Below are 19,658 nucleotides of genomic sequence, written 5' to 3' on the forward strand. Positions count from 1 at the left end.
CGCTCCCCTCATACATCGTCGCGGATCAGGGGGCCGGTCGAACAGTGCAGGCCGCCACCACCGGAAATCATCTTGTCGTACTTGACCGGAATGATATCGACGCCGGCACCCGTCAGCGCCTTGCGTGTTTTTTCGGATACGCCTTCGGGCATCACCACGCGACCGGGCGCGATTGCCAGGCAGTTGATGATTGAAACATCATCATCGTAACCGACTTCGATGATATGAATGCCTAGTTCGCCAAGCTTTTCAATGAACCAGTAGGGTAGGAGGGCAATATTGGCGATGGCGAGGTCAGGGGCGAGCATAACAAACACGCCGTCGATATGCAGCCTGTAACCGGTCAGTTGGATGCGCAGCAGTTCAACACCCTGCGTACGCAGCACTTCCTCGATCTGATCAGCTCCGCTTTCGGTGGTGCGTGAAGAAATCCCGATAACCGCGGTTGTCGGGTTCAGCCATGCAAAACTGCCGCCTTCGGCAACACCATTGCCTGAAATCGTCCGCAGGATCGGACAGCCCATGCGGGCCAGTGTCTGGGTAACGGGACGTTCTTCCCCCCGGCGGATTTTCGGGCCCATACGCGTGACAATGGCACCCCCATTCACCGCAATGACCGAATCACGGGTAAAGCAGGATTTCATACGCCCTGGCGCGATGGAATCGAGATAGATGACTTCCACGCCTTCCCCACGCAGGGTGGCGACGTAACCGTCGTGCTGCGCCTGCATGGCCGCAAGATCGGGGCCGGTGTCGCCACGCCAGTACCAGCCGGCTTCAACATCACCAAAAGCGTTGTTTTCCATCCGCTTGGATGTATCAACAATCTTAACTTCATCACCCGGCCGGTGCATCATGACCATACGCAGGCGCCCGACGTCGTTATTACATCCCCATTTCCGGCCCCATACGGCTTCCTGCTGCGCCGTGTCCTCGAACGCGGGTTCCGCTTCCGAGGGGAACAGCTTGATCAGCTGATTGTAACGCCATTCGCCTTCTGTAATCGCATTCATATCGCGCATGACCTATTTTATATTATTGAATGTAAGTAATTAATCCCGGCTGCAGCAAAATCATGGTGGCTGCGTCGGTCATGGGCTCATCTTATAGCGCCTTTGGGCCGACGCAAGAAAAACTTGGAGTTGACACCAAAAAGTCTGGACAGAACCGATTCATTGCGTTTACGTTTCTAATCATCCGGTATGGCAAGAGTGACCGGCAAACAGGGATATTAAAAAGTTCTGTGTTATTTCAAGCAGGAACTCTATCCTGCGGTCAGCGGCAGTTCGTCTGCGGTGGAGCAGATCATCAGGCAGTCTGCGTTTCACAGATCGTCTGGCAGTGTTTAATCGTTTTTCAAAAGAAATGAATTGGAGGAGATGGCCATCACGGCCGGGTGAACGTGCCATCCATTTCGTTTCGATATGGTTTCAATATCCAGATGCGCCAGGGGTATGGGAAATTCAGATTACGGACCAATCTTTCAGACCCGATCAGGTTACGGCAGGGACCCGGGATGCTTTCCGTCTTTGCCGTCGGTCGCGCACGGTCTGTCATGTCCGGGTGCATAAGCGGGTCAGAAGCAGAAATAAAAAGTAATGACTTCCAATAATCCTACGATCATATGTCAGGAGGCACGTAATGAGACGTAGTCGATGTCTCGGGGTTTTTCTTGTCTGTTGCGTTCCATACGTTGATTCCGCAAAGGCGGCAGTCGAAAGTTCCGGATCCGCAACTGATTCAAAACAGCGGCATGGAGTTTCGGCCTCGTCCAGGACTGGTGCGCATACCGCGCGCCAGAGGGCAGCAGGCCCGGTGCAGGCGCATGAACCGGAACAGTTGCGTGTCATGTCCACCGCCCGTACCCAGTCACATGGGACGAGCGAGGTGGTCAGTCGCGCCATGATGGACAAATTCGTGCCCGGCACCAGCGCGGTCAAGATGCTGGCCCAGTTGCCAGGCGTGCAGTTCACTTCATCGGATGCGCTGGGTGTGGATACGTGGTCTTCCACGCTGTACGCCCGCGGCTTCGTGCAGGACCAGATGGGCTTCACCCTTGATGGGGTCCCGCTGGGGGATCAGGGATATTTCACTTATAACGGCCTGAAATCCCAGGCCGCGATCGCACCGGAAAATATTGCGAGCATGGACATCTCGCAGGGTGCGGGTGCCGTGGATGCGCCGGGAACAACCAACCTGGGCGGCCAGATATCCATGGTTTCATCCAACCCTTTGCAGAAGGCCGGGGCACGTGTGTCGCAGTCCTTCGGGAGTTGGGACGCGTACCATACGTTTGTCCGTGTTGACAGCGGTAACTTGAACAAATCGGGCACCCGGTTTTATGTTTCCTATGTTCGTAACGACACGAACAAGTGGAAAGGTGCGGGGTACCAGTTTGAACAGAACGTCAATGCCAAGCTTGTACAGCCCCTGAAGAACAACAGTGAACTGTCATTCTTCTTTGACTGGAACAATCTTGTGCAGCCGGTCGACTATCAGGATCTCAGCTTCAATTTCCTGAAGGTGTACGGTACCCGGCTGGACAATTATTATCCCAATTATACCAATGCCTACAACGCGGCAGCCGGGAAATACACGCTGGGCCAGGACAAGACGAACGACCCCAAGGACGTTGCGTATTATGACGTGGGGCGTGTCTGGAATGACTATCTGGCGTACACGAAACTCAAGCTGAACATGACGAACAACCTGTCATGGGACACGACGCTGTATGGCCATGGCCAGAAGGCAATGGGGGTATTCACCAACCCGTTCCATGCATCGCCCAATGGGGCGCCACTGTCTGAACAGATCAAGCGTCCGTGGCTCATGCGTTTCGGTTTCACGTCGGGCATGAACTGGCACATGGGGCACAATGTGCTGCGGGCCGGGATCTGGTATGAATACTACCGCAATGCCATAAGCCAGACACTGTACGAGGCCCCGCTGCTGGGGCAGGGCGTGCCTGATCCCAATCATCTGGGCCGCGAATTCGATCGCATGTGGGCCTTTGATTTCAATACCAATACGTTCATGGGGTATGTGGAAGACCAGTATTATATCAAACCAAACCTGACTGCCTCCGTAGGCTTCAAGGCCATGACATCCACGACACGTGGGTCACAGGTGGCGAACAATACGGGTGAGGCAGCACTGGCGCAGGGCAGCCTTAATGCATCCGACGGGTTTCTGCCGCATTTCAATGTCGATTATCATATCGACCGGCATAGCGAACTCTATTTCGATATCGCCAAGAACCTGCGTACCTATGCCGATGGTGGTTACGGCCTGGGCAGTGTCTGGGGTGTAACAAACCTGCAGACGTTCAACCAGATGAAGAAAATCATCAAGCCGGAAACCGACTGGACCTACATGGCCGGTTATCGTTACCAGGCGAAGATGCTGTCCGCATCTGTCAGTTTCTACCACACTGATTTCTTCAACCGCCTGCAGACGATTGCATCAGGCAATATTGTCAACCCGACTGATTCCGTCGCGAACGTAGGTAGTGTCCACATGAACGGCGTGGACGTGGGGGCGACCATACGCCCGGTCAAGGGGCTGAGTTTCTATAACAGCTTCAGCTATAACCATGGCTGGTATGGATCGGACGTGTCCGATGGCGGCACGACCTATCACACCAAGGGGAAGAAGATCGTCAATTATCCTTCCTTCATGTATAAAACACAGCTTTCCTATGCCTATCGTGGGGCGGAAGTACATTTTGATGCATCCTACATGTCCAGCCGCCCGTTTGACTACATGAACACGCTGCATGTTCCGTCCTACTGGCTGGCATCCATGGGGGCACGCTACAACTTCAGCCGCGTCGGTCCGCTCAGCACGCTATCCGTTGGTTTCAACGTTTATAACCTGTTTAATTCCACCTATATCGGAACAATGGGGGATAACGGAAATCCGATGCAGGGTGATTACCAGTCCTTCAGTATCGGGGCGCCGCGTTCCTTCTTCGGCACCATTTCTGCTTCCTACTAGGACAGGAGTATAAATGCGCTTACATCGTCGCCAGTCCCGATCCGCATGGACCGCCGTCAGGTCCGTTCTTGCCACAGGGTGCGCCATGCTTTTCCTGTCGGGCAACACCGCCGGATACGGGGCGGCGGCGGTGCCGCTGGTCGTGGGGATCAATCCCGTTTACCCGCCCATGGAATTCCATGCTCCTGAAACGGGTGAACTTCAGGGTTTTGATGTCGATTTCGCCTATGCACTGGGAAAACAGATGGGACGCCCGGTGGAAATACGTGAGGCGTCCTTTCCCCAGTTGATGGTTGATGTCGGTTCGGGACGGATCGACATCATCATCAGTGGTCTGAATGATACGCCGGGGCGTCGGGGTGTGCTTCAGTTTGTTGATTATTTACAGTCCGGCGCCCAGTTGCTGGTGTCGGGCAACAGTCCGTTCACGCGGGATACCGATCTGTGTGGGGGGACAGTATCGGCAGCGCGCGGTACTGATTTCGCCAGGATCCTGCAGGCATGGGGCGCACGCGTCTGTGGCGCAGCCCACATGCCCGACATTACGGTGGTGGGGACCGAGAACTCCGCCATGGCGCGTCTGGAACTGCGTGAGGGCAGGGTGCAGGCCGCCGTTCAGGGGGAAGAAACGGTGGGATATTTCCTTGATAACGCCCATTCCCTGTTCCGGCGGTTTCTATCCCCCATCAGCCATGCCTATCTTGCGATCGCCATGCGGCATGACAGCGCATTATTTGACGATATCAGCACTGATTTCGAACAATTGAAAAAAAATGGGAAATACCAGAGTCTTCTTCGCAAGTGGCACCTGGAAGCCAATACGGTCATCCCCTCCTAGCCGCACAGGTGAAATATGTCTGCTGAAATGCAACTCGACGATCATAGCACAATCATAGAACGTGGCCGTTACCGCATGGTCATGTCGCTGGTGGTCGTGCTTGCGTTCGTGGCGTGGCTGGTTCATGCCTTTGCCGTTTCCGATATCGAGTGGAAGTACGTCAGCCATTTTCTAATGGTCCGCACCATAATGCAGGGTGTGGCCGCAACGTTGTTCATGGCCGTATCGGCCATGCTGCTGGGTGTCGTGATCGGCCTGATCTTCGCCATCGTGCAGCAGTCCGGCAATCCGGTCTGGAAAACGGTCGCGGCCGGGTATGTCTGGCTGTTCCGCGGGACGCCGGTCATCCTGCAGCTACTGTTATGGTTCAACCTGGCGCTGGTGTTTCCGCATATATGGGTGCCCGGTTACGGATCGGTACAGACGGTGCAGCTTATGACCCCGTTTCTGTCCGCACTGCTTGGGCTGGGGCTTAACCAGGGGGCCTACATAACGGAAATCATGCGCTCCGGCCTGACCAGTGTGGACAAGGGGCAGTATGAAGCCTGCTGCATGATTGGCATGACACGCCTGCAGGCGCTGCGCCGGGTCATCCTGCCGCAGGCGCTGCGGGTGGTCATTCCACCGTTGGGTAACGAGTTCATCAGCATGATCAAGCTGACATCGCTTTCCAGCATGATCCAGTATCCCGAAATCCTGCATAGTGCGCAGAACATCTATTACGCCAATGCCCGGGTGATCGAACTGCTGCTTGTGACCGGGTTCTGGTATCTTGCGATTGTTACGGTGCTGATGCCGGTGCAGTATTTCCTTGAAAAACGTATCAACAGGGGATGGTCGGGATGACCGCCACAGATATTGCAGCCACGACTGCGCCGCCTATCCTTGAAGTCCGGAACATGCGCAAGGCATATGGGAACATGCCTATCCTGAAGGGGGTGTCATGCACCCTGAACCAGGGGGATGTGATGTGCGTGCTGGGGGGATCGGGGTCTGGCAAGACCACGCTCCTGCGCTGCATCGCGCAGCTTGAACGGTATCAGGGCGGTAGCGTGGTGGTTGATGGCGAACTGATGGGAATTGCCGAAAAGGGTGGGCGTTTTTACCGCCTGTCGGAACGTCAGATCGCGCGCCAGCGCCTGAAGACCGGCATGGTCTTTCAGAAATTCAATCTGTTTTCGCATATGACGGCCATGCAGAACGTGATGGAGGGGCCGGTCCATGTCCTGTCCGTCCCGCCTGACGAAGCGCGCAGTGAAGCCTGTCGCCTGCTGGAATGGGTGGGACTGGGGGAGCGAATGGACCATTACCCGGCCCAGCTGTCCGGTGGCCAGCAGCAGCGTGTCGCCATTGCACGGGCATTGGCCATGAAGCCCAAGGTCATGCTGTTTGACGAACCGACCAGCGCGCTTGACCCGGAATCCGTGGGCCGCGTGTTGGCCGTCATGAAACAGGTTGCCGCAACGGGCATGAGCATGATCGTCGTGACCCATGAAATGGGCTTTGCGCGTGAGGTCGCAAGCCGGGTCCTGTTCATGGATCATGGGGTGATCGCGGAAGATGCCCCATCCGCACAGTTCTTTTCCGCGCCATCGCACCCACGGGCGGCTGATTTCTTGGCTTCCACGCTGGGCGCACGCTTACAGACCAACTGAAATTACAGGAATTCATACACTATGTCCGCAACATATGACCGCTATCGTAATGTACCGTTGACCGCTCCCAATCAGGCGCCGCCCGCCCTGCGTTACCCCTGGCCCGAAGGAAACCGGGCCGCCATGTTCCTGTCGTTCGACATTGATGCGGAAAGTGCCTGGACCGGCAAGGATCCGTCCCATGCCGAACGGCTTGTTACCATGTCCTTTGGCGGGTTCGAGGCGCGGGTGGGGACGCCGGTCATCCTCAGACTTCTGCGTGAAATGGGGCTGAAGGCCACGTTCTTCATTACCGGTTGGGCAGTTGAAGCCCATCCTGACATGGCCGAAGCGGTACTGGCCGATGGCCATGAAATCGGGCATCACGGCTATCATCACCTTATCCCCGAACCCGGTGCCGATCATATGCTGGAGGAACTGGATTACGGGTTGGAAGTGCTCAAAAGGCGGTTGGGCGTTGTACCTGTGGGCTACCGTGCACCGATCGGGGAAGCGTCGGCTGAACTGTGCAAAAGTCTGAAGGAGCGCAACTTCCTCTATACCAGTTCCTGGTTTGATGATGTCCGCCCGTACCGGCACCTGATGAAGGACGGATCGCCAGGCCTGATCGAACTGCCCCAGACCACCAGTTACGATGACTGGATGCACGGGCTTGCGAACCGTTTCAGTCCGCGTTCGATTTTCCCCAAGGAGCATGTGCTGTCGATGTGGCGCGATGACCTTGATGAGACCCGTGCATGGGGCGATCTGGTCACAACCGTGTTCCACCCGCAGGTAAGCGGCCGGCCAATGCGTTTCCGGCTGTTGCGCGAATTCCTGCAGTACACCGTCAGTTGCAACGATGTATGGATTACGACAGGGGAGGAAATCGCGCGGTATTACGAGCAGCAGGAAAAAGCCCTTGCGGTATCGTGACCGGAGCCGCAGGCTGATTGGGACCCTTCTGCCTGTTCTGTTGGGGCTGCTTTGGCCGTTCATGGCCAATGCGGCTCCGCGGCAGGTGATCATTGGGGTCTATCCCAGCTATCCGCCGCTTGACATGCGTGACCCGGAGACAGGGCAGTTGGAAGGCTTTGACATTGACCTTGCCACCGCCCTGGCCCGGCAGAATGGATGGGCGCTGACCTTTCGCGAAATCAGCTTTGAAGAACTGTTGCCCGCGGTCCAGACCGGACGTGTGGACCTGTTTTTTAACGGCATGATCGATAATGCGGTGCGGCGGGAGTCAGTGGATTTTGTAGATTACCTGCAGGAAGGGTCGCGTTTTCTTGTGCCAACGCGCGATGTGGCGTCTTTCCGCACCCAGCGTGACCTGTGTGGCAAATACGTGGCTGCCAACCGGACCACCAGCCAGCCCGCGCAGATCCAGAAATGGAGTACGGAAAATTGCGGGGGAAACGAAATCCGGTTCTATCCTGCGGAAAATGACTCCGACGCCATGATCCAGCTTTATGAAGGGCGGGTGCAGGCGATGATGGTTGACAGCATTGTCACCCAGTATGTGGTCCGAAGGGAAAAAGGTAAGATCACGGCGATGGAGGGACTGATTTTCCCACAGGAATTCGGGATTGGCGTCCATAAGGGGCGCACGGAACTGGCGGAACAGATCCGCAGCGGCCTGCGTGAACTCGTTCTGAATGGAAATTACAAAGAACTTCTTGATAAATGGGGTTTATCGCAGGAAAATGGTCTTGACGATGAATTACGGCAGTCGCCTGTATCTGTCAGTCAGTGACGGACACGCGCGTACGGCCTACTATCAGATGGACCTGCCGGTTTGACCACGCCACCCCGCTCATCAAGAAATCATAAAGAGTCCGAAGTTCTGGATGCCGCTGAACTGCTGTTCCAGAAACAGGGATATGAATTAACCAAGATCGAAGCCATTGCCGTGGAAGCGTCGGTTGCTTCGGCTACGGTCTATAACTACTTTGAAACAAAGAATAATATTTTTCTAAGTATTATCCTGCGCCATCTGGAGGCAGCCTTGCCTGAACGCCGTCGGTTCATGCGCGCGCTGCCAGATGACCCGGTAGCCGGTATCATCGCGTTCGAAAACATGCTGGCGGAGCAGGCGCTCCGCTTTCTGGGGCGGGATTCATGGAAAATCATCCTGACCGCCAAGCTGCTTGATGACCAGTCCGCCGCTTACCGCACGGCGCGGCGTCTGGATACCCTGATCTACAAGCAATATATCCGCATACTGACCCGTTATCGTAACATGGGCCGCATCAGGGATGATGTTGATATTGCCCTGTTGGCCTCCCTGTTGATCGATGTCGGGAATGCCATTCTGGCGCGGATCGTGGTTTCTGCCCATACGGTGGCGGAAGGCATGAAGCTGTGGGGCGATCCAAGCGTGCGCATGGTCCTGCGTGGCCTGATCGTTGAACCGGAACATACCGCCGCCTAGACCCGCATCGGTCCGCAGAACCCGTCTGTATTGCGTATGAGTCGGATAGCCCGAGAGGAGACAGGGGGCTTGGGCTGCGTTGGGACATACTGAATCCGTTGCCCGCAACGCGATGCGTGCATGCCAGGCCGGAGGGGACCGTTGCAGTCCGCATGACAGGACTTAATCCAGTGCCTTGTGGCTGGCATGGAGCAGAATGCTATCCCCTGTGGGGGGCGAACCCGCCCGCATAATACGTTACGGTAATGGCGTTTTCCGTCGTAATATATTTGGTCAGGTCCACATTCACACCATCGAAAATCCCGTCATTGTCCTGTTTTACCATACAGTTCGGAAGGGTTGCTTTGGTCAGCAGCAGGACCTCCATTTCCCCGACCAGTGACTGAAAACGGGGGAGGATAGAGAGTGGCCGCCCAGATTGGCGGGCACGTGGTCGCTAAGATATCCGGTGAATCACGCTCGTAAGGCCTTTGCAATTCCGTTATGTAACGCACCCACTGCGTGGCAGATCCCAAGCCGTGTCGTGTAATCCGGCACGTAGGAAGGATCGACCAGACCTGCCACATAATCCTCTGGCAACACGACATCTTCAAAAATGACGATATGGTTGCCAGTTGGCCGCATACCGATATGATCCCAGCTTTTTCCAATTTTCACGCCAGCCAGCCGACACGTGGATCATGTTCATCTGTTCTGACCCATACCAGCGCCCAGGTCAGCTTTTCGTAAATCTACCAGATTCTGGGGCGGTAAGTTGCCATTTTTATCATATCGTGGGGCCTGCTGGATAAAACGTCCAGCCAGTTCATCCAACATAGATACGTCAGAATTCGTAATGATGTCAGTGTCAATGACAGTCGTAACAGATGGTTTTGCGACTGTATCCATTTTCGGTGCTCTTCCCGCACCGTATGATATTTTTGCGAAAGACAACAAAAACCACTGCATTATCATGACAGGTGGTTGCCGTTTTCATGGAATGGCATGAAAATTTCAATCCGTGCCTGCATGGGGGGAAATTATGCACAGGCAGGGGGAACAGGCGTCCAGTTCAGTTGATAGTGCGTAATGTGGATGATTGCTTTCGTTTTTATTCAAGTAAGATTGCCCACAAAAATAACCTACTCAGTAAAATATATATGGGGCGTACCTGTCAAAAAAACGTTTCGAATATATAATATAATGTATCAGCAACGAATGCGCCGATTCACCGATGCGCCCGTGCTGCCGATCTCTATATCTGCGGTTCACGTTGTGGAGGATTACATGGTTCCCAAAAAACAGTATCCACATCAGCAAGGACAGGGCCTTTACTTGTTCCGCCGGTTTCTGGCGGCATCAGTGCCAGTTGCCATTGTTGCCATTCCCGTTACATCGCATGCGGCAACGCCAGCACCATCTGCCAGGTCAGCTGTGCCCGCTCACATCGCCCGGCATCAGGCAAACGGGGGACAGCGCAGCACAAGTCGTCCGGAAGAGTTACGTGTGACATCTACTGTTCGCCAGCGTAATTTTTTACAGGCCATGACGGTCAATACCCTGTCGCGTGATGAAATCCGTAATCTCAATATCAATTCACCAAAGGATATTGCAGCTTTCGTACCCGGTGTTGCATCCGCCAATGCCACATCGGGAAGTACGCCTACCTTTTCCATACGCGGCATCGGGCTGGAAGATTACAGCGGCGCCAACATGAGTGGCACCGGCATATATTTTGATGGTCACCTGGCACCGTTCCCGGTTTTTTATAGTGGCCAGCTTCTCGATCTGCAGGAAGTAAATGTTGAAAAGGGTCCGCAGGGGTTTGACTATGGGCGCAGTACGACGGGTGGCGCCATCAATATGGTATCTGTCCAGCCTTCTGCCAAAAAAGAAGGCTATATCGACTGGGGTTATAGCAGTTATAATACCAATACGGGAAAGCTCGCATGGAACGTTCCCATATCTTCCAAAGTCTATAACCGTGTCGCCTTCAGCTATACCAAGGGGGATGGTTGGCAACATGATGTCCATACCAACCAGCGGTACGGGGCACAGGATACACTTGCACTGCGTAACCTGACAAAAATACTTGTTTCCCCGGATGATACGGTAACGCTCAACCTGCATTACTCGCGTGATGTGGGGACACCTGTATCACCGCAGAATACGAACGCCGATGCCACGGTATGGGGATCGAAGCCCGGTACTTACGGGATAGCCCCCAATAGTCCGGCCAATGCAGTAAATGTGGGCGCATTTGCACCCCGACGGCGTGAAAATGGCGGCGGGGTGTCGGTCAACTATTCCCATAAATTTGATAATGCAACGTTTGAATCCGTTACATCCATTGATTTCATGCGTCGTAACATTAACGACAATTATGATGGTGAAGCAAAAAGCGTTGGCGATTTTGTATGGGACGATACCTATATTTCTGAATCGCATGACATGCGGTTCAGTAGCAGTGTCGGCAACCTGTATCGCTACACGGTGGGACTGTATCAATCTTATGACAAGATTTCTGCCAATTACGTCAATGATGAGCAGGACCTGTTTGACAGTCCGCTTGGCACCATAAATTCGCATTTCAAGCAGCAGAATATTTCGGCCGGGATTTACGTCAACAATATCATCAATATAACCAAAAGCCTTGAATTTATCGCCAGTGGCCGTTTTTCCTATGATATTCGCGATTTCAAGGGTGGCACGGTTGATACGGGCGGTTTTGTCACCGGCACGCCGGGATCATACCTGTCCTATCTTGATGAATCGCAGGCCTATCACCGTTTTACGGGGAAAGTCGGGCTACGTTATCGCATCACACCTAATATTCTTGTTTATGGAACGATATCAAATGGTTATAAGGCAGGAACGTATTTTTCCGCGCCCGTTACGGCGTCACAGGGGCTGGATTACATCAAACCTGAAGGTGTTCTGGCGTATGAAGTCGGGGCAAAAGCCCAGTTATTCCATCATCGGCTTGAACTGAGCGGATCCCTGTTCGATTACGAATACCGCAATCGCCAGACCCTGGTGGTCGCCAACATGCCGGGCAATACGATTTCGCTGACACTCGCATCGCTACCCCGCGCACGGAGCCGTGGCGGCGAACTTCAGGCGGTCTGGCATTCTCCCATTCCCCATCTGGATCTGCAGGCGGGCTTTGCCTATCTTGACGCGCAGACACTCAGTTCCATGAGTAACCTCAATGGTCTGTCACTGCTGTCCCCCGTTTCGTCACATACCCAGTTGCCTTATGCGCCACGTTTTTCATGGGATGGCGTCGCGCGTTATACTGTAAATGTCTCGCCGCGTTACCATGTCGCGTTGCAGGTAAGTTATTCGTGGAAAGCCCGGTTCTGGTCGTCGCTGTCTGACCCCAATGCGCGGCTTGGACAGATGAGTTCCCTTGGCGCACGGATGACCTTCGCGCCCCGGAATGACAAGTGGCAGGCGTCTGTATATGTCGAGAATGCCGCTGACAAACATACGGATGTCATGTCATTCACCACAAACGACAATTCCCGCGTCCAGTATATCCAGACGCCCCGTTGGGTGGGATGTGACCTGCGCTATAATTTCTGATCCAGACGTTTGGGGAGGGAAATCTCGGGTTTTTAAATAACGTTCTGACAAAAATATTACGGGAAATGCTGCCTTTTGAAAAAAAGTGGCATTTCCCGACGCGTTTTGAAAAAACTCCGGGGCTGGCATAGGTAAGGGAATTAAAGAAGAACTCCTATCGGGATATTAGCCAATGAGCGAGGGGTTGTAGGCGTTTCCAGAGCATTATGTTCGGCAATACTTTCCCGAAGCTTGCGCCAGAACAGGGTCGCTGTATTGCAATTGACGTCAACGATCTCCGCAGCACTACGCGCTGGCGTGCCCGCAACGGAGCACTCCAGAAGGCGTCTTTGGACGGCAGGTTTCAGAGGGCTGCGATGACATGGTTTCATATGGCATATCAAGCCTTTATTGGCTTGCCTATGCCAGCCCCGAACTTTTTATAATTTGTGGGTTATTACAGGTGATCAGGTATCATTGGCGGAAGCCAGTTGTCGGTCCGCCCATGAAAAACGCCGCTCAACCCGTTTCTGTATGAACAGGAAGAAAAAGACCATTGCCAGGTAATAGACCAGGGCAACGGCATAATACTCTGTAAATTCAAAAGTGCGGGCGACCTGCACCTGTGTTACGGCCAGAAGTTCCTGCAACGAAATAACTGATGCGAGGGAAGTCGTCTTGAGCAGATTGATGAATTCGTTGATTGTGGGCGGCAAGGCGATCCTGAGCGCCTGCGGAAAAATAACATGAAAATAGACCTGCCGGCGGTTCATGCCCAGCGCATCCGCCGCCTGTTCCTGTCCTTTATCCACTGCGCTTAGGGCGGAGCGGTTGATTTCAACCTGATAAGCGGACTCATTGATAGACAGGGCCAGCCAGGTGGCGAGAAAGGGAGTAAACCATTCCTCACGGAAAACCGGCAGGAACTGCGGTAGGGCATTCCATATGAACAGAAGCTGCAACAACGTTGGCGCGCCCCGGAATACCGCTACATAAACACGCAATATCTGCCTGATGATGGAATTGGGACCAGTAAGGGTTATTGCCATCGGAATGGCGATCACGATGGCCGTAAGATGCGACAGCACGGCGATGCTGAGCGTAATGAACGCGCCTTTGATGAACGTGGAGGACTGCAGTGCTGAAAGGAACGTATTCCAACGGAACGCGGATGGCTGTGCGTTTTGTGTAAAGGCGGTCCTGTCGTTACTGTTTATGGCCCATTTTTTCTGTATGGTCGTAATGGTGCCGTCGGCCTGCAGCGCTGCCATGGCCGTGATGAGTTTTTCACGATCAGCGGCGTTTTGCCGGATATAGATCGCAAAATGGCGGTATTCCGGATAATCGGGCGTCAGGATTATGTTGACCTTACCATGCAGCTGTTTCTGCCGGTAATAAAGCTCTACATCCTGACTGGCGAAAGCAAATACGCGCCCGATCAGAAGCTGTTGCACCACCTGGTCTTCCGTCGGGTATTGCTGGATGATGATGGGTGGGCGACCGGATGCCGCCAGTTGCTGGTTTTCGCGTTCGATACGGGTGGCGTAACTGGTTCCCGTCTGGATTGCGATCGTTTTTCCCGACAGGTCAGCCATGGATGAAACCGGCGGGGTGCCTGCCCGCGCCACGATGGCCAGCGACGTATCGAAATAGGGGACGGCATCAAAATTCTTCTCGCGTTCCGGCAGCTTGATGATCCCGCTTATGACCATGCCACAACGCTGTGCCGCCAGACTGGGAAACAGGCCGACAAAATCCATCGGTGTCACGACCAGGCGGGCGTTCCAGTAGCGGGCCAGCGCCTGTGCCAGATCAATATCCACCCCCGCTGTGGCTGACGCATCCGTGCCTGCCACGAATATCATGGGCGGCAGGGTGGGATTGACGCATATTGTCAGCGTCCCGTCATGCACGAACCCCGGTTGGTCAGCCGCTACGGCACCAGACGGAGAAAGTGCCAGCAGACATAGTATGGCTGGCAGGTAGCGCAGGAAAAATACATGCAGGCGGGAGAGCGTCATGATGATGCAGCTTCGGCCGGGACGGACAGGTGGGTAGGGGGCATGGATGTGTCAGCACTCATTTTCGAGTATGGTGCGAAAGGTTTCGACCATAAGACTTGTTTCGGGGGAGGAGCGGTCCAGAAAATGGAACGTCGTGGTCAGATGCAGGTCATCCAGCCGGAGATGTCGCAGCACCCCGGCGGCAACCAGGGGACGGGCAAAGGGTTCGGGCAGGAAACCGACATAATTTCCCGTCCGGATCAGCAGCATGCGGGCGTCCACGTTTTCCGCCGTGGCTGAAAAGGTCATGCGTTCGCGAATTCTGTCCCAACTGGGCGAACTGGCGACATCTGATACTTCTATCATCTGCTGCGTGGCCAACACATCCAGCGTTATGTTGGATTCCGCCATTGCAAACAGGGGATGGCGTGCGCCACAGTACAGGTTCAGGCGTTCGGTAAACAGAACCGTGTCCCTGTCATGCGGGCTGGAGTGGTAATAAAGCGCGATGCCCGCCGCAGCCTGTCCGTTCATTACCGCGCATTCCACTTCCCGGGTTGAAGCGGACCGCACGTCCATGAAGACTTCCCTATGCCGGGCGGTGAAGGTTTCAATGGCCCTCACGATGGCCGTTTCGCCATGGACCTGTGCATTGTCGGTCACATACAGGCGAAATCGCCCGCTTAATACGCCACGGGCCGCATTGATGTGCTGCTGGAAGGCGTCGATGTCGCGCTGCAGTTGCTCCACGGCGTCGAGTACCATCCGGCCTTCGGCTGTCAGGGCGAAACCACTGCGGCCACGCTGGCACAGCCTGACATTCAGCCGGTGTTCCAGCGCGGAAATATCGACACTGATCGAGGACTTGCTTTTACCCAGGGCGATTTCCGCGCCGGCAAAACCGCCCTGCTGTGCGACCATGCGGAATACACGCAGCATCCGCAGGTCCACTTCGGCAATCTGGCCCTGAAAGTTGCCATGCCGCCGGGCGGGTCGTGTACGATGCACTGTAGCGGATCTTACAGATGCAGCGGACGGGGGACGCGTCATGTACGACAATTTCCTTCGTGGCCGGATATGATACAGGCGGACAGAGGTATTCTATCGTTATCAATAGGCAACAAAAAACATAAAGGGCAAAGGAAAATATCGTCGCGGGTGGTCCCATCGTATTCCTTCTGCAATGAAGGGGATGCCCCCCCCTGCATCTTCTACGCCGTTATGGTCCGATGTCGCGCTCAGCGCCGATGCGATCTGGTGAATGGTTTCCAACACGGGCGGTTCTGGGGTACAGCAGGCGGGCATTCCCCGCGCGGGGGATGGCTTACGGGTTGTGAATAGGGCAAGGTCACATGATGGAACAGAAACTCCGGCAGATTAATGGGGACCGGACATTGCTGATGAACGCGGGCGCCTTCGTGTGTGTCATCGCGATGCTGGGGATAGCAAATCTGGTCTGCCGTTTCGTGCTGCATACGGATGTGGTGTTCCTCATGCCATGGCTGGTGGCAGCCACGGGCCTGTATTTTTTCCTGCCGGCACTCATGCTCTGGCTCATTACAGGCCGTCCGTCCGGTTCCTGAACCGGGCGGGAGGTGCAAAACAGGATTGGGTGGATGGACATGGCGCAGGCACATGCCTATTGAGGCAATATGTCTTCCATCGGATCCAACCGGAGCGTACGGCTCGGTATAGATTTTGGCACGACCAATACCGTCGTGGTCGTGCTGGATGCGCAGGGGCGGCCCGCGCCCGCGCGTTTTTCCTTTCCCCATCATCCCCCGGCCGAAACCTGCCGGTCACTGCTGTGCCTGTGGCGTGAGGAAGGCATGCCGGGACGGTCGTCCCTGCATGAGGCGATCGGGGCGGCGGCAATCGACGCCTATCTGGAAGACCCGGCGGACAGTCGGCTGATCATGTCCATGAAGTCCTATCTGGCACAGGCGTCTTTTCGCCAGACCCGGCTTATGGGACAGGTCATGACGCTGGAAATGCTGATTGCAAGCTTCCTGGCCTGCCTCATGCGCACGATCGACGTTGACCCCGCCAATGTCACTGCAACGGTGGGCCGCCCCGTGCATTTCGCGGGTGAACGGCCAGATGATGCGCTGGGTGAGCAGCGCCTGCGCGACAGCTTCCGCGCGGCGGGGTTCCATCATGTTGATGTGGCGCTGGAACCCGAAGCCGCAGGCTGGCATTTTGCCCGGCGGCTGGATGCCCCCGCGACCGTGCTGGTGGGGGATTTTGGCGGCGGCACGAGTGACTTTTCCATCCTGCGCTTTGACCCGGCCGACCTGCGCAACGCCACCCCGCTGGGCTATGCCGGTGTTGGCATTGCGGGCGACCAGTTTGATTACCGCATCATTGACAACGTCATTGCGCCCGAACTGGGCCGCCATGCCACCTATCGTGTCATGGGCGGCCAGCCGCTGCCGGTTCCGGCCGAATGGTATGCAAGCCTTGGGCGCTGGCACCGCCTGGCGCTGATGCGCACCCCACAGACCCTGCGTAACATTGCCGATGTCGCCCGCACCGCGTCCGAACCCGACAGGCTTAATGCCCTGATGCGCATCATTGATGAACAGCAGGGGCAGGCGCTGTATCGCGCGGTGGGGGCAGCGAAACGCGAACTGTCCACCGCCGGCCGCACGGTCCTGCGCTATGACCACCGTGATGTGCATATCAACCGCGAAATCACGCGCGCTGAATTCGAAGGCTGGATCGCCCCGGACCTGAAGCAGTTTGACGATGCCGTGGGGCTGGCGCTGGAACGGGCGGCACTCCCCGCCACGGCCATTGACCGTGTCTTCCTGACGGGGGGCACATCGTTCGTGCCCGCCGTGCGTGACCTGTTCAACCGGCGTTTCGGCGCGGAGCGCGTGGATATGGGCAATGAATTCGTCTCGGTCGCGGAGGGGCTGGCCCTGATGAACGCCTGATCGCAGCCGTCTGTCGCGTGTTCCCGTCATTGTGTGTGTTTACAACTGTTTCGGTCCGAACTTATTGTTATCAATCAGTAACAAACAGGGCCGCGCATGGCGGTAGTGGAGTGGAATCGACGTGAAACGACTTTCCTGGCGGTATTTACCTTCGCTTGCGATCATGCTCGCCACCATGACGTCGGGCACACTGGCGGGACAGGCCCATGCGGCACGGGATGCGGGCGGCCCACAGGCGGCCGAGCCGTCCGCGCTGAGCGTGCACACCGGCAGTGACATCCCCGCCCATGTCACCTTTCCCACCAGTGCGCGCAATTACATCAAGCGCGATGTCATGATCCCGATGCGCGATGGCGTGAAGCTGCACACGGTCATCGTCATTCCGCGTGACGCCACGAACGCGCCCCTGCTGCTGACCCGCACGCCCTACCATGCGTCCGAACGGGTGAACCGTATTACCGACGCGCCCGATATCCGTTCCATCCTGCCGCAGGGTGACGATGCGTTTGTCGAGGCAGGGTATATCCGCGTGTTTCAGGACATCCGCGGCAAATACGGATCGGAAGGGGACTATGTCATGACCCGTCCCCCCCGTGGCCCGCTGAACCCGACCCGCACGGACGAGACGACCGATGCGTGGGACACTATCGAATGGCTGGTCCATAACGTGCCGCAGGGAAACGGGCGGGTGGGGATGCTCGGCTCATCCTATGAAGGGTTCACGGTGGTCATGGCCCTGCTGGACCCGCACCCCGCGCTGAAGGTCACTGCCCCCGAAAGCCCCATGATCGATGGCTGGATGGGCGATGACTGGTATCATTACGGGGCGTTCCGGCAGGGGGGCCTTGACTACTTTACCGAACAGATGAGCGAACGCGGCGAGGGGCATACCATCCCGCGCGTCGGTCAGGATGATTACAGCAATTTCCTTTCCGCCGGGTCGGCAGAACAGTTCGCGCATGATGCGGGGCTGGATCAGTTCCCGTGGTGGCAGCGTATGCTGGCCCATCCGGACTATGACGCATTCTGGCAGCAGCAGGCCCTTGACCAGCTTCTGGCGCGGCACGGACTGACCATCCCGACACTATGGGTAGAAGGACTGTGGGACCAGGAAGACATGTGGGGGGCGATCCACGCATGGCAGACGGTGCAGGCCACCCATCCCACGGTCCCCAATGTCATGGTGATGGGGCCATGGCGGCATAGCCAGGTCAATTATGACGGATCATCCCTTGGGCCACTACACTGGAATGGGGATACGGCGTCGCAGTTCCGCCATGACGTACTGCGCCCGTTCTTTGACCAGTACCTGCGCACCAATGCACCCGCGGTACATCTGCCGCAGGCCATCCTGTACAATACCGGGCAGAACCGCTGGGATTATATCGACCACTGGCCGCAGGTGTGTGACGGGCAGTGCCCGCATCCGCTGCAGCCCCTGTTCGTGCAGGCGGGCCATGGCCTGTCCACCCAAAAGCCCGGACAGGGTGCGCAGGCATCGGACCGTTATGTGTCCGACCCGCAGCATCCGGTGCCGTTCCTTGCCCGGCCCTTTTCCTTTGCAACCGATGAGGACCGATGGAAGACATGGCTGGTACAGGACCAGCGATCGGCTGAAAGCCGCCCCGATGTCCTGACCTATGAAACCCCGGTCCTGACCACGCCCATCCGGGTCAGTGGCGTGCCGGTGGCGGACCTGTATGCCGCCACCACCGGGTCGGATGCGGACTGGGTGGTGAAGGTGATTGACGTCAACCCGCCCACCACCGCCGACCGCCCCGCAATGGGCGGATATGAACTGCCGGTATCCATGGATATTTTCCGGGGGCGCTACCGCCATGACGTCGCGCACCCGACCGCCATTACCCCCGGTCAGGTAGAGCGCTACCGCTTTACCCTGCCGGTCATGAACCATGTCTTTCAGCCCGGTCACCGGATCATGGTCCAGATCCAGTCCAGCCTGTTCCCGTTATATGACCGCAACCCGCAGAAATTCGTGCCCAGCATCCTGCAGGCGCGCCCGCAGGATTATGTTGCGGCGACACAGGACATCTATCATGACCCCGCCCATCCTTCCGCCGTCTGGCTTCCCGTGCTGCCCTGAATAATTCTTCAAACAACCTATTGATTAAAAACAATAAAACTTTTTTTGGGTGCCGTCTTTTCCTAAAAAAGGCGGCATTCTCTGAAGCTTTTTTGGAAAAATCTTCACCAAAAACTTCTTTTAATTTTAAAGTGTTATTACGAACTGATTTTTCAAACGCTCCC

Annotated in this window: 16 protein-coding genes; 12 read left to right on the forward strand and 4 right to left on the reverse strand. The window is 56.0% G+C overall.

What is annotated here, in order from left to right:
- Positions 1-8: 8 nt before the first annotated feature.
- Positions 9-1,013: a dimethylarginine dimethylaminohydrolase family protein gene (locus AC1RQ9_RS05340; protein WP_485985877.1), complete on the reverse strand. Its 1,005-nt coding sequence runs from the start codon at positions 1,011-1,013 to the stop codon at positions 9-11.
- 835 nt (positions 1,014-1,848) lie between these two features.
- Here AC1RQ9_RS05340 and AC1RQ9_RS05345 point away from each other — a divergent pair.
- The 7 genes from AC1RQ9_RS05345 (at position 1,849) to AC1RQ9_RS05375 (ending at position 8,902) form a co-directional block, all read left to right on the forward strand.
- Positions 1,849-3,996, forward strand: a complete 2,148-nt coding sequence (locus tag AC1RQ9_RS05345) for a TonB-dependent receptor (RefSeq protein WP_485985878.1) — start codon at positions 1,849-1,851, stop codon at positions 3,994-3,996.
- A 13-nt stretch (positions 3,997-4,009) separates the two neighbouring features.
- Entirely contained in the window at positions 4,010-4,834 is an 825-nt protein-coding gene (locus tag AC1RQ9_RS05350) for an ABC transporter substrate-binding protein (RefSeq protein WP_193731577.1), read from the forward strand.
- Positions 4,835-4,849: 15 nt separating this feature from the next.
- Positions 4,850-5,680 (forward strand): amino acid ABC transporter permease, encoded by an 831-nt coding sequence (locus AC1RQ9_RS05355; protein ID WP_193731578.1) that lies wholly within the window; start codon positions 4,850-4,852, stop codon positions 5,678-5,680.
- Complete coding sequence (locus tag AC1RQ9_RS05360) at positions 5,677-6,489, forward strand: amino acid ABC transporter ATP-binding protein (protein WP_485985880.1); 813 nt, start codon at positions 5,677-5,679, stop codon at positions 6,487-6,489. The genes AC1RQ9_RS05355 and AC1RQ9_RS05360 overlap by 4 nt, the downstream gene beginning before the upstream one ends.
- 21 nt (positions 6,490-6,510) lie before the next feature.
- Positions 6,511-7,404, forward strand: a complete 894-nt coding sequence (locus AC1RQ9_RS05365; RefSeq protein WP_485985881.1) for a polysaccharide deacetylase family protein — start codon at positions 6,511-6,513, stop codon at positions 7,402-7,404.
- A gap of 61 nt (positions 7,405-7,465) precedes the next feature.
- Positions 7,466-8,224 (forward strand): transporter substrate-binding domain-containing protein, encoded by a 759-nt coding sequence (locus AC1RQ9_RS05370; protein WP_485985882.1) that lies wholly within the window; start codon positions 7,466-7,468, stop codon positions 8,222-8,224.
- Between the two features lie 42 nt (positions 8,225-8,266).
- Positions 8,267-8,902 (forward strand): TetR/AcrR family transcriptional regulator, encoded by a 636-nt coding sequence (locus AC1RQ9_RS05375; RefSeq protein WP_485985883.1) that lies wholly within the window; start codon positions 8,267-8,269, stop codon positions 8,900-8,902.
- A 453-nt stretch (positions 8,903-9,355) separates the two neighbouring features.
- Here the strand turns inward: AC1RQ9_RS05375 and AC1RQ9_RS05380 are convergent, their stop codons facing one another.
- Positions 9,356-9,559 carry a hypothetical protein gene (locus tag AC1RQ9_RS05380; RefSeq protein WP_485985884.1) on the reverse strand — a complete coding sequence of 68 codons (204 nt, stop codon included), beginning with the start codon at positions 9,557-9,559 and terminating at the stop codon, positions 9,356-9,358.
- A 193-nt stretch (positions 9,560-9,752) separates the two neighbouring features.
- Here AC1RQ9_RS05380 and AC1RQ9_RS05385 point away from each other — a divergent pair, with 193 nt between their 5' ends.
- On the forward strand, positions 9,753-9,890 hold the full coding sequence (locus tag AC1RQ9_RS05385) for a hypothetical protein (RefSeq protein ID WP_485985885.1): 138 nt from the start codon (positions 9,753-9,755) through the stop codon (positions 9,888-9,890).
- Between the two features lie 86 nt (positions 9,891-9,976).
- Positions 9,977-12,469: a TonB-dependent receptor gene (locus tag AC1RQ9_RS05390; protein ID WP_485985886.1), complete on the forward strand. Its 2,493-nt coding sequence runs from the start codon at positions 9,977-9,979 to the stop codon at positions 12,467-12,469.
- Positions 12,470-12,915: 446 nt separating this feature from the next.
- Here AC1RQ9_RS05390 and AC1RQ9_RS05395 read toward each other — a convergent pair whose 3' ends face one another.
- Together AC1RQ9_RS05395 and AC1RQ9_RS05400 are read right to left on the reverse strand one after the other, a co-directional pair.
- A complete protein-coding gene (locus AC1RQ9_RS05395) occupies positions 12,916-14,469 on the reverse strand; it encodes an ABC transporter substrate-binding protein/permease (RefSeq protein WP_485985887.1) in 1,554 nt (517 codons plus the stop codon).
- Positions 14,470-14,520: 51 nt separating this feature from the next.
- Positions 14,521-15,501 (reverse strand): LysR family transcriptional regulator, encoded by a 981-nt coding sequence (locus AC1RQ9_RS05400; RefSeq protein WP_485985888.1) that lies wholly within the window; start codon positions 15,499-15,501, stop codon positions 14,521-14,523.
- A gap of 302 nt (positions 15,502-15,803) precedes the next feature.
- Here AC1RQ9_RS05400 and AC1RQ9_RS05405 point away from each other — a divergent pair, with 302 nt between their 5' ends.
- From AC1RQ9_RS05405 to AC1RQ9_RS05415, 3 genes are all read left to right on the forward strand, one after another.
- Positions 15,804-16,034 carry a hypothetical protein gene (locus AC1RQ9_RS05405; RefSeq protein WP_485985889.1) on the forward strand — a complete coding sequence of 77 codons (231 nt, stop codon included), beginning with the start codon at positions 15,804-15,806 and terminating at the stop codon, positions 16,032-16,034.
- Between the two features lie 69 nt (positions 16,035-16,103).
- Complete coding sequence (locus tag AC1RQ9_RS05410; RefSeq protein ID WP_485985890.1) at positions 16,104-17,390, forward strand: Hsp70 family protein; 1,287 nt, start codon at positions 16,104-16,106, stop codon at positions 17,388-17,390.
- Positions 17,391-17,511: 121 nt separating this feature from the next.
- Positions 17,512-19,494, forward strand: a complete 1,983-nt coding sequence (locus AC1RQ9_RS05415; RefSeq protein ID WP_485985891.1) for a CocE/NonD family hydrolase — start codon at positions 17,512-17,514, stop codon at positions 19,492-19,494.
- Positions 19,495-19,658: the final 164 nt, after the last annotated feature.

Source organism: Komagataeibacter ossonobensis (genome assembly GCF_057359305.1).

Excerpts from the sequence above, each read along its gene's own strand:
- AC1RQ9_RS05410 (WP_485985890.1), top strand. The coding sequence starts at position 16,104 with ATGTCTTCCATCGGATCCAACCGGAGCGTACGGCTCGGTATAGATTTT.
- AC1RQ9_RS05360 (WP_485985880.1), top strand. The coding sequence starts at position 5,677 with ATGACCGCCACAGATATTGCAGCCACGACTGCGCCGCCTATCCTTGAA.
- AC1RQ9_RS05370 (WP_485985882.1), top strand. The coding sequence starts at position 7,466 with ATGGCCAATGCGGCTCCGCGGCAGGTGATCATTGGGGTCTATCCCAGC.
- AC1RQ9_RS05385 (WP_485985885.1), top strand. The coding sequence starts at position 9,753 with ATGACAGTCGTAACAGATGGTTTTGCGACTGTATCCATTTTCGGTGCT.
- AC1RQ9_RS05365 (WP_485985881.1), top strand. The coding sequence starts at position 6,511 with ATGTCCGCAACATATGACCGCTATCGTAATGTACCGTTGACCGCTCCC.
- AC1RQ9_RS05395 (WP_485985887.1), bottom strand. The coding sequence starts at position 14,469 with ATGACGCTCTCCCGCCTGCATGTATTTTTCCTGCGCTACCTGCCAGCC.
- AC1RQ9_RS05405 (WP_485985889.1), top strand. The coding sequence starts at position 15,804 with ATGATGGAACAGAAACTCCGGCAGATTAATGGGGACCGGACATTGCTG.
- AC1RQ9_RS05350 (WP_193731577.1), top strand. The coding sequence starts at position 4,010 with ATGCGCTTACATCGTCGCCAGTCCCGATCCGCATGGACCGCCGTCAGG.
- AC1RQ9_RS05355 (WP_193731578.1), top strand. The coding sequence starts at position 4,850 with ATGTCTGCTGAAATGCAACTCGACGATCATAGCACAATCATAGAACGT.
- AC1RQ9_RS05340 (WP_485985877.1), bottom strand. The coding sequence starts at position 1,013 with ATGAATGCGATTACAGAAGGCGAATGGCGTTACAATCAGCTGATCAAG.
- AC1RQ9_RS05390 (WP_485985886.1), top strand. The coding sequence starts at position 9,977 with ATGATTGCTTTCGTTTTTATTCAAGTAAGATTGCCCACAAAAATAACC.
- AC1RQ9_RS05400 (WP_485985888.1), bottom strand. The coding sequence starts at position 15,501 with ATGACGCGTCCCCCGTCCGCTGCATCTGTAAGATCCGCTACAGTGCAT.
- AC1RQ9_RS05345 (WP_485985878.1), top strand. The coding sequence starts at position 1,849 with ATGTCCACCGCCCGTACCCAGTCACATGGGACGAGCGAGGTGGTCAGT.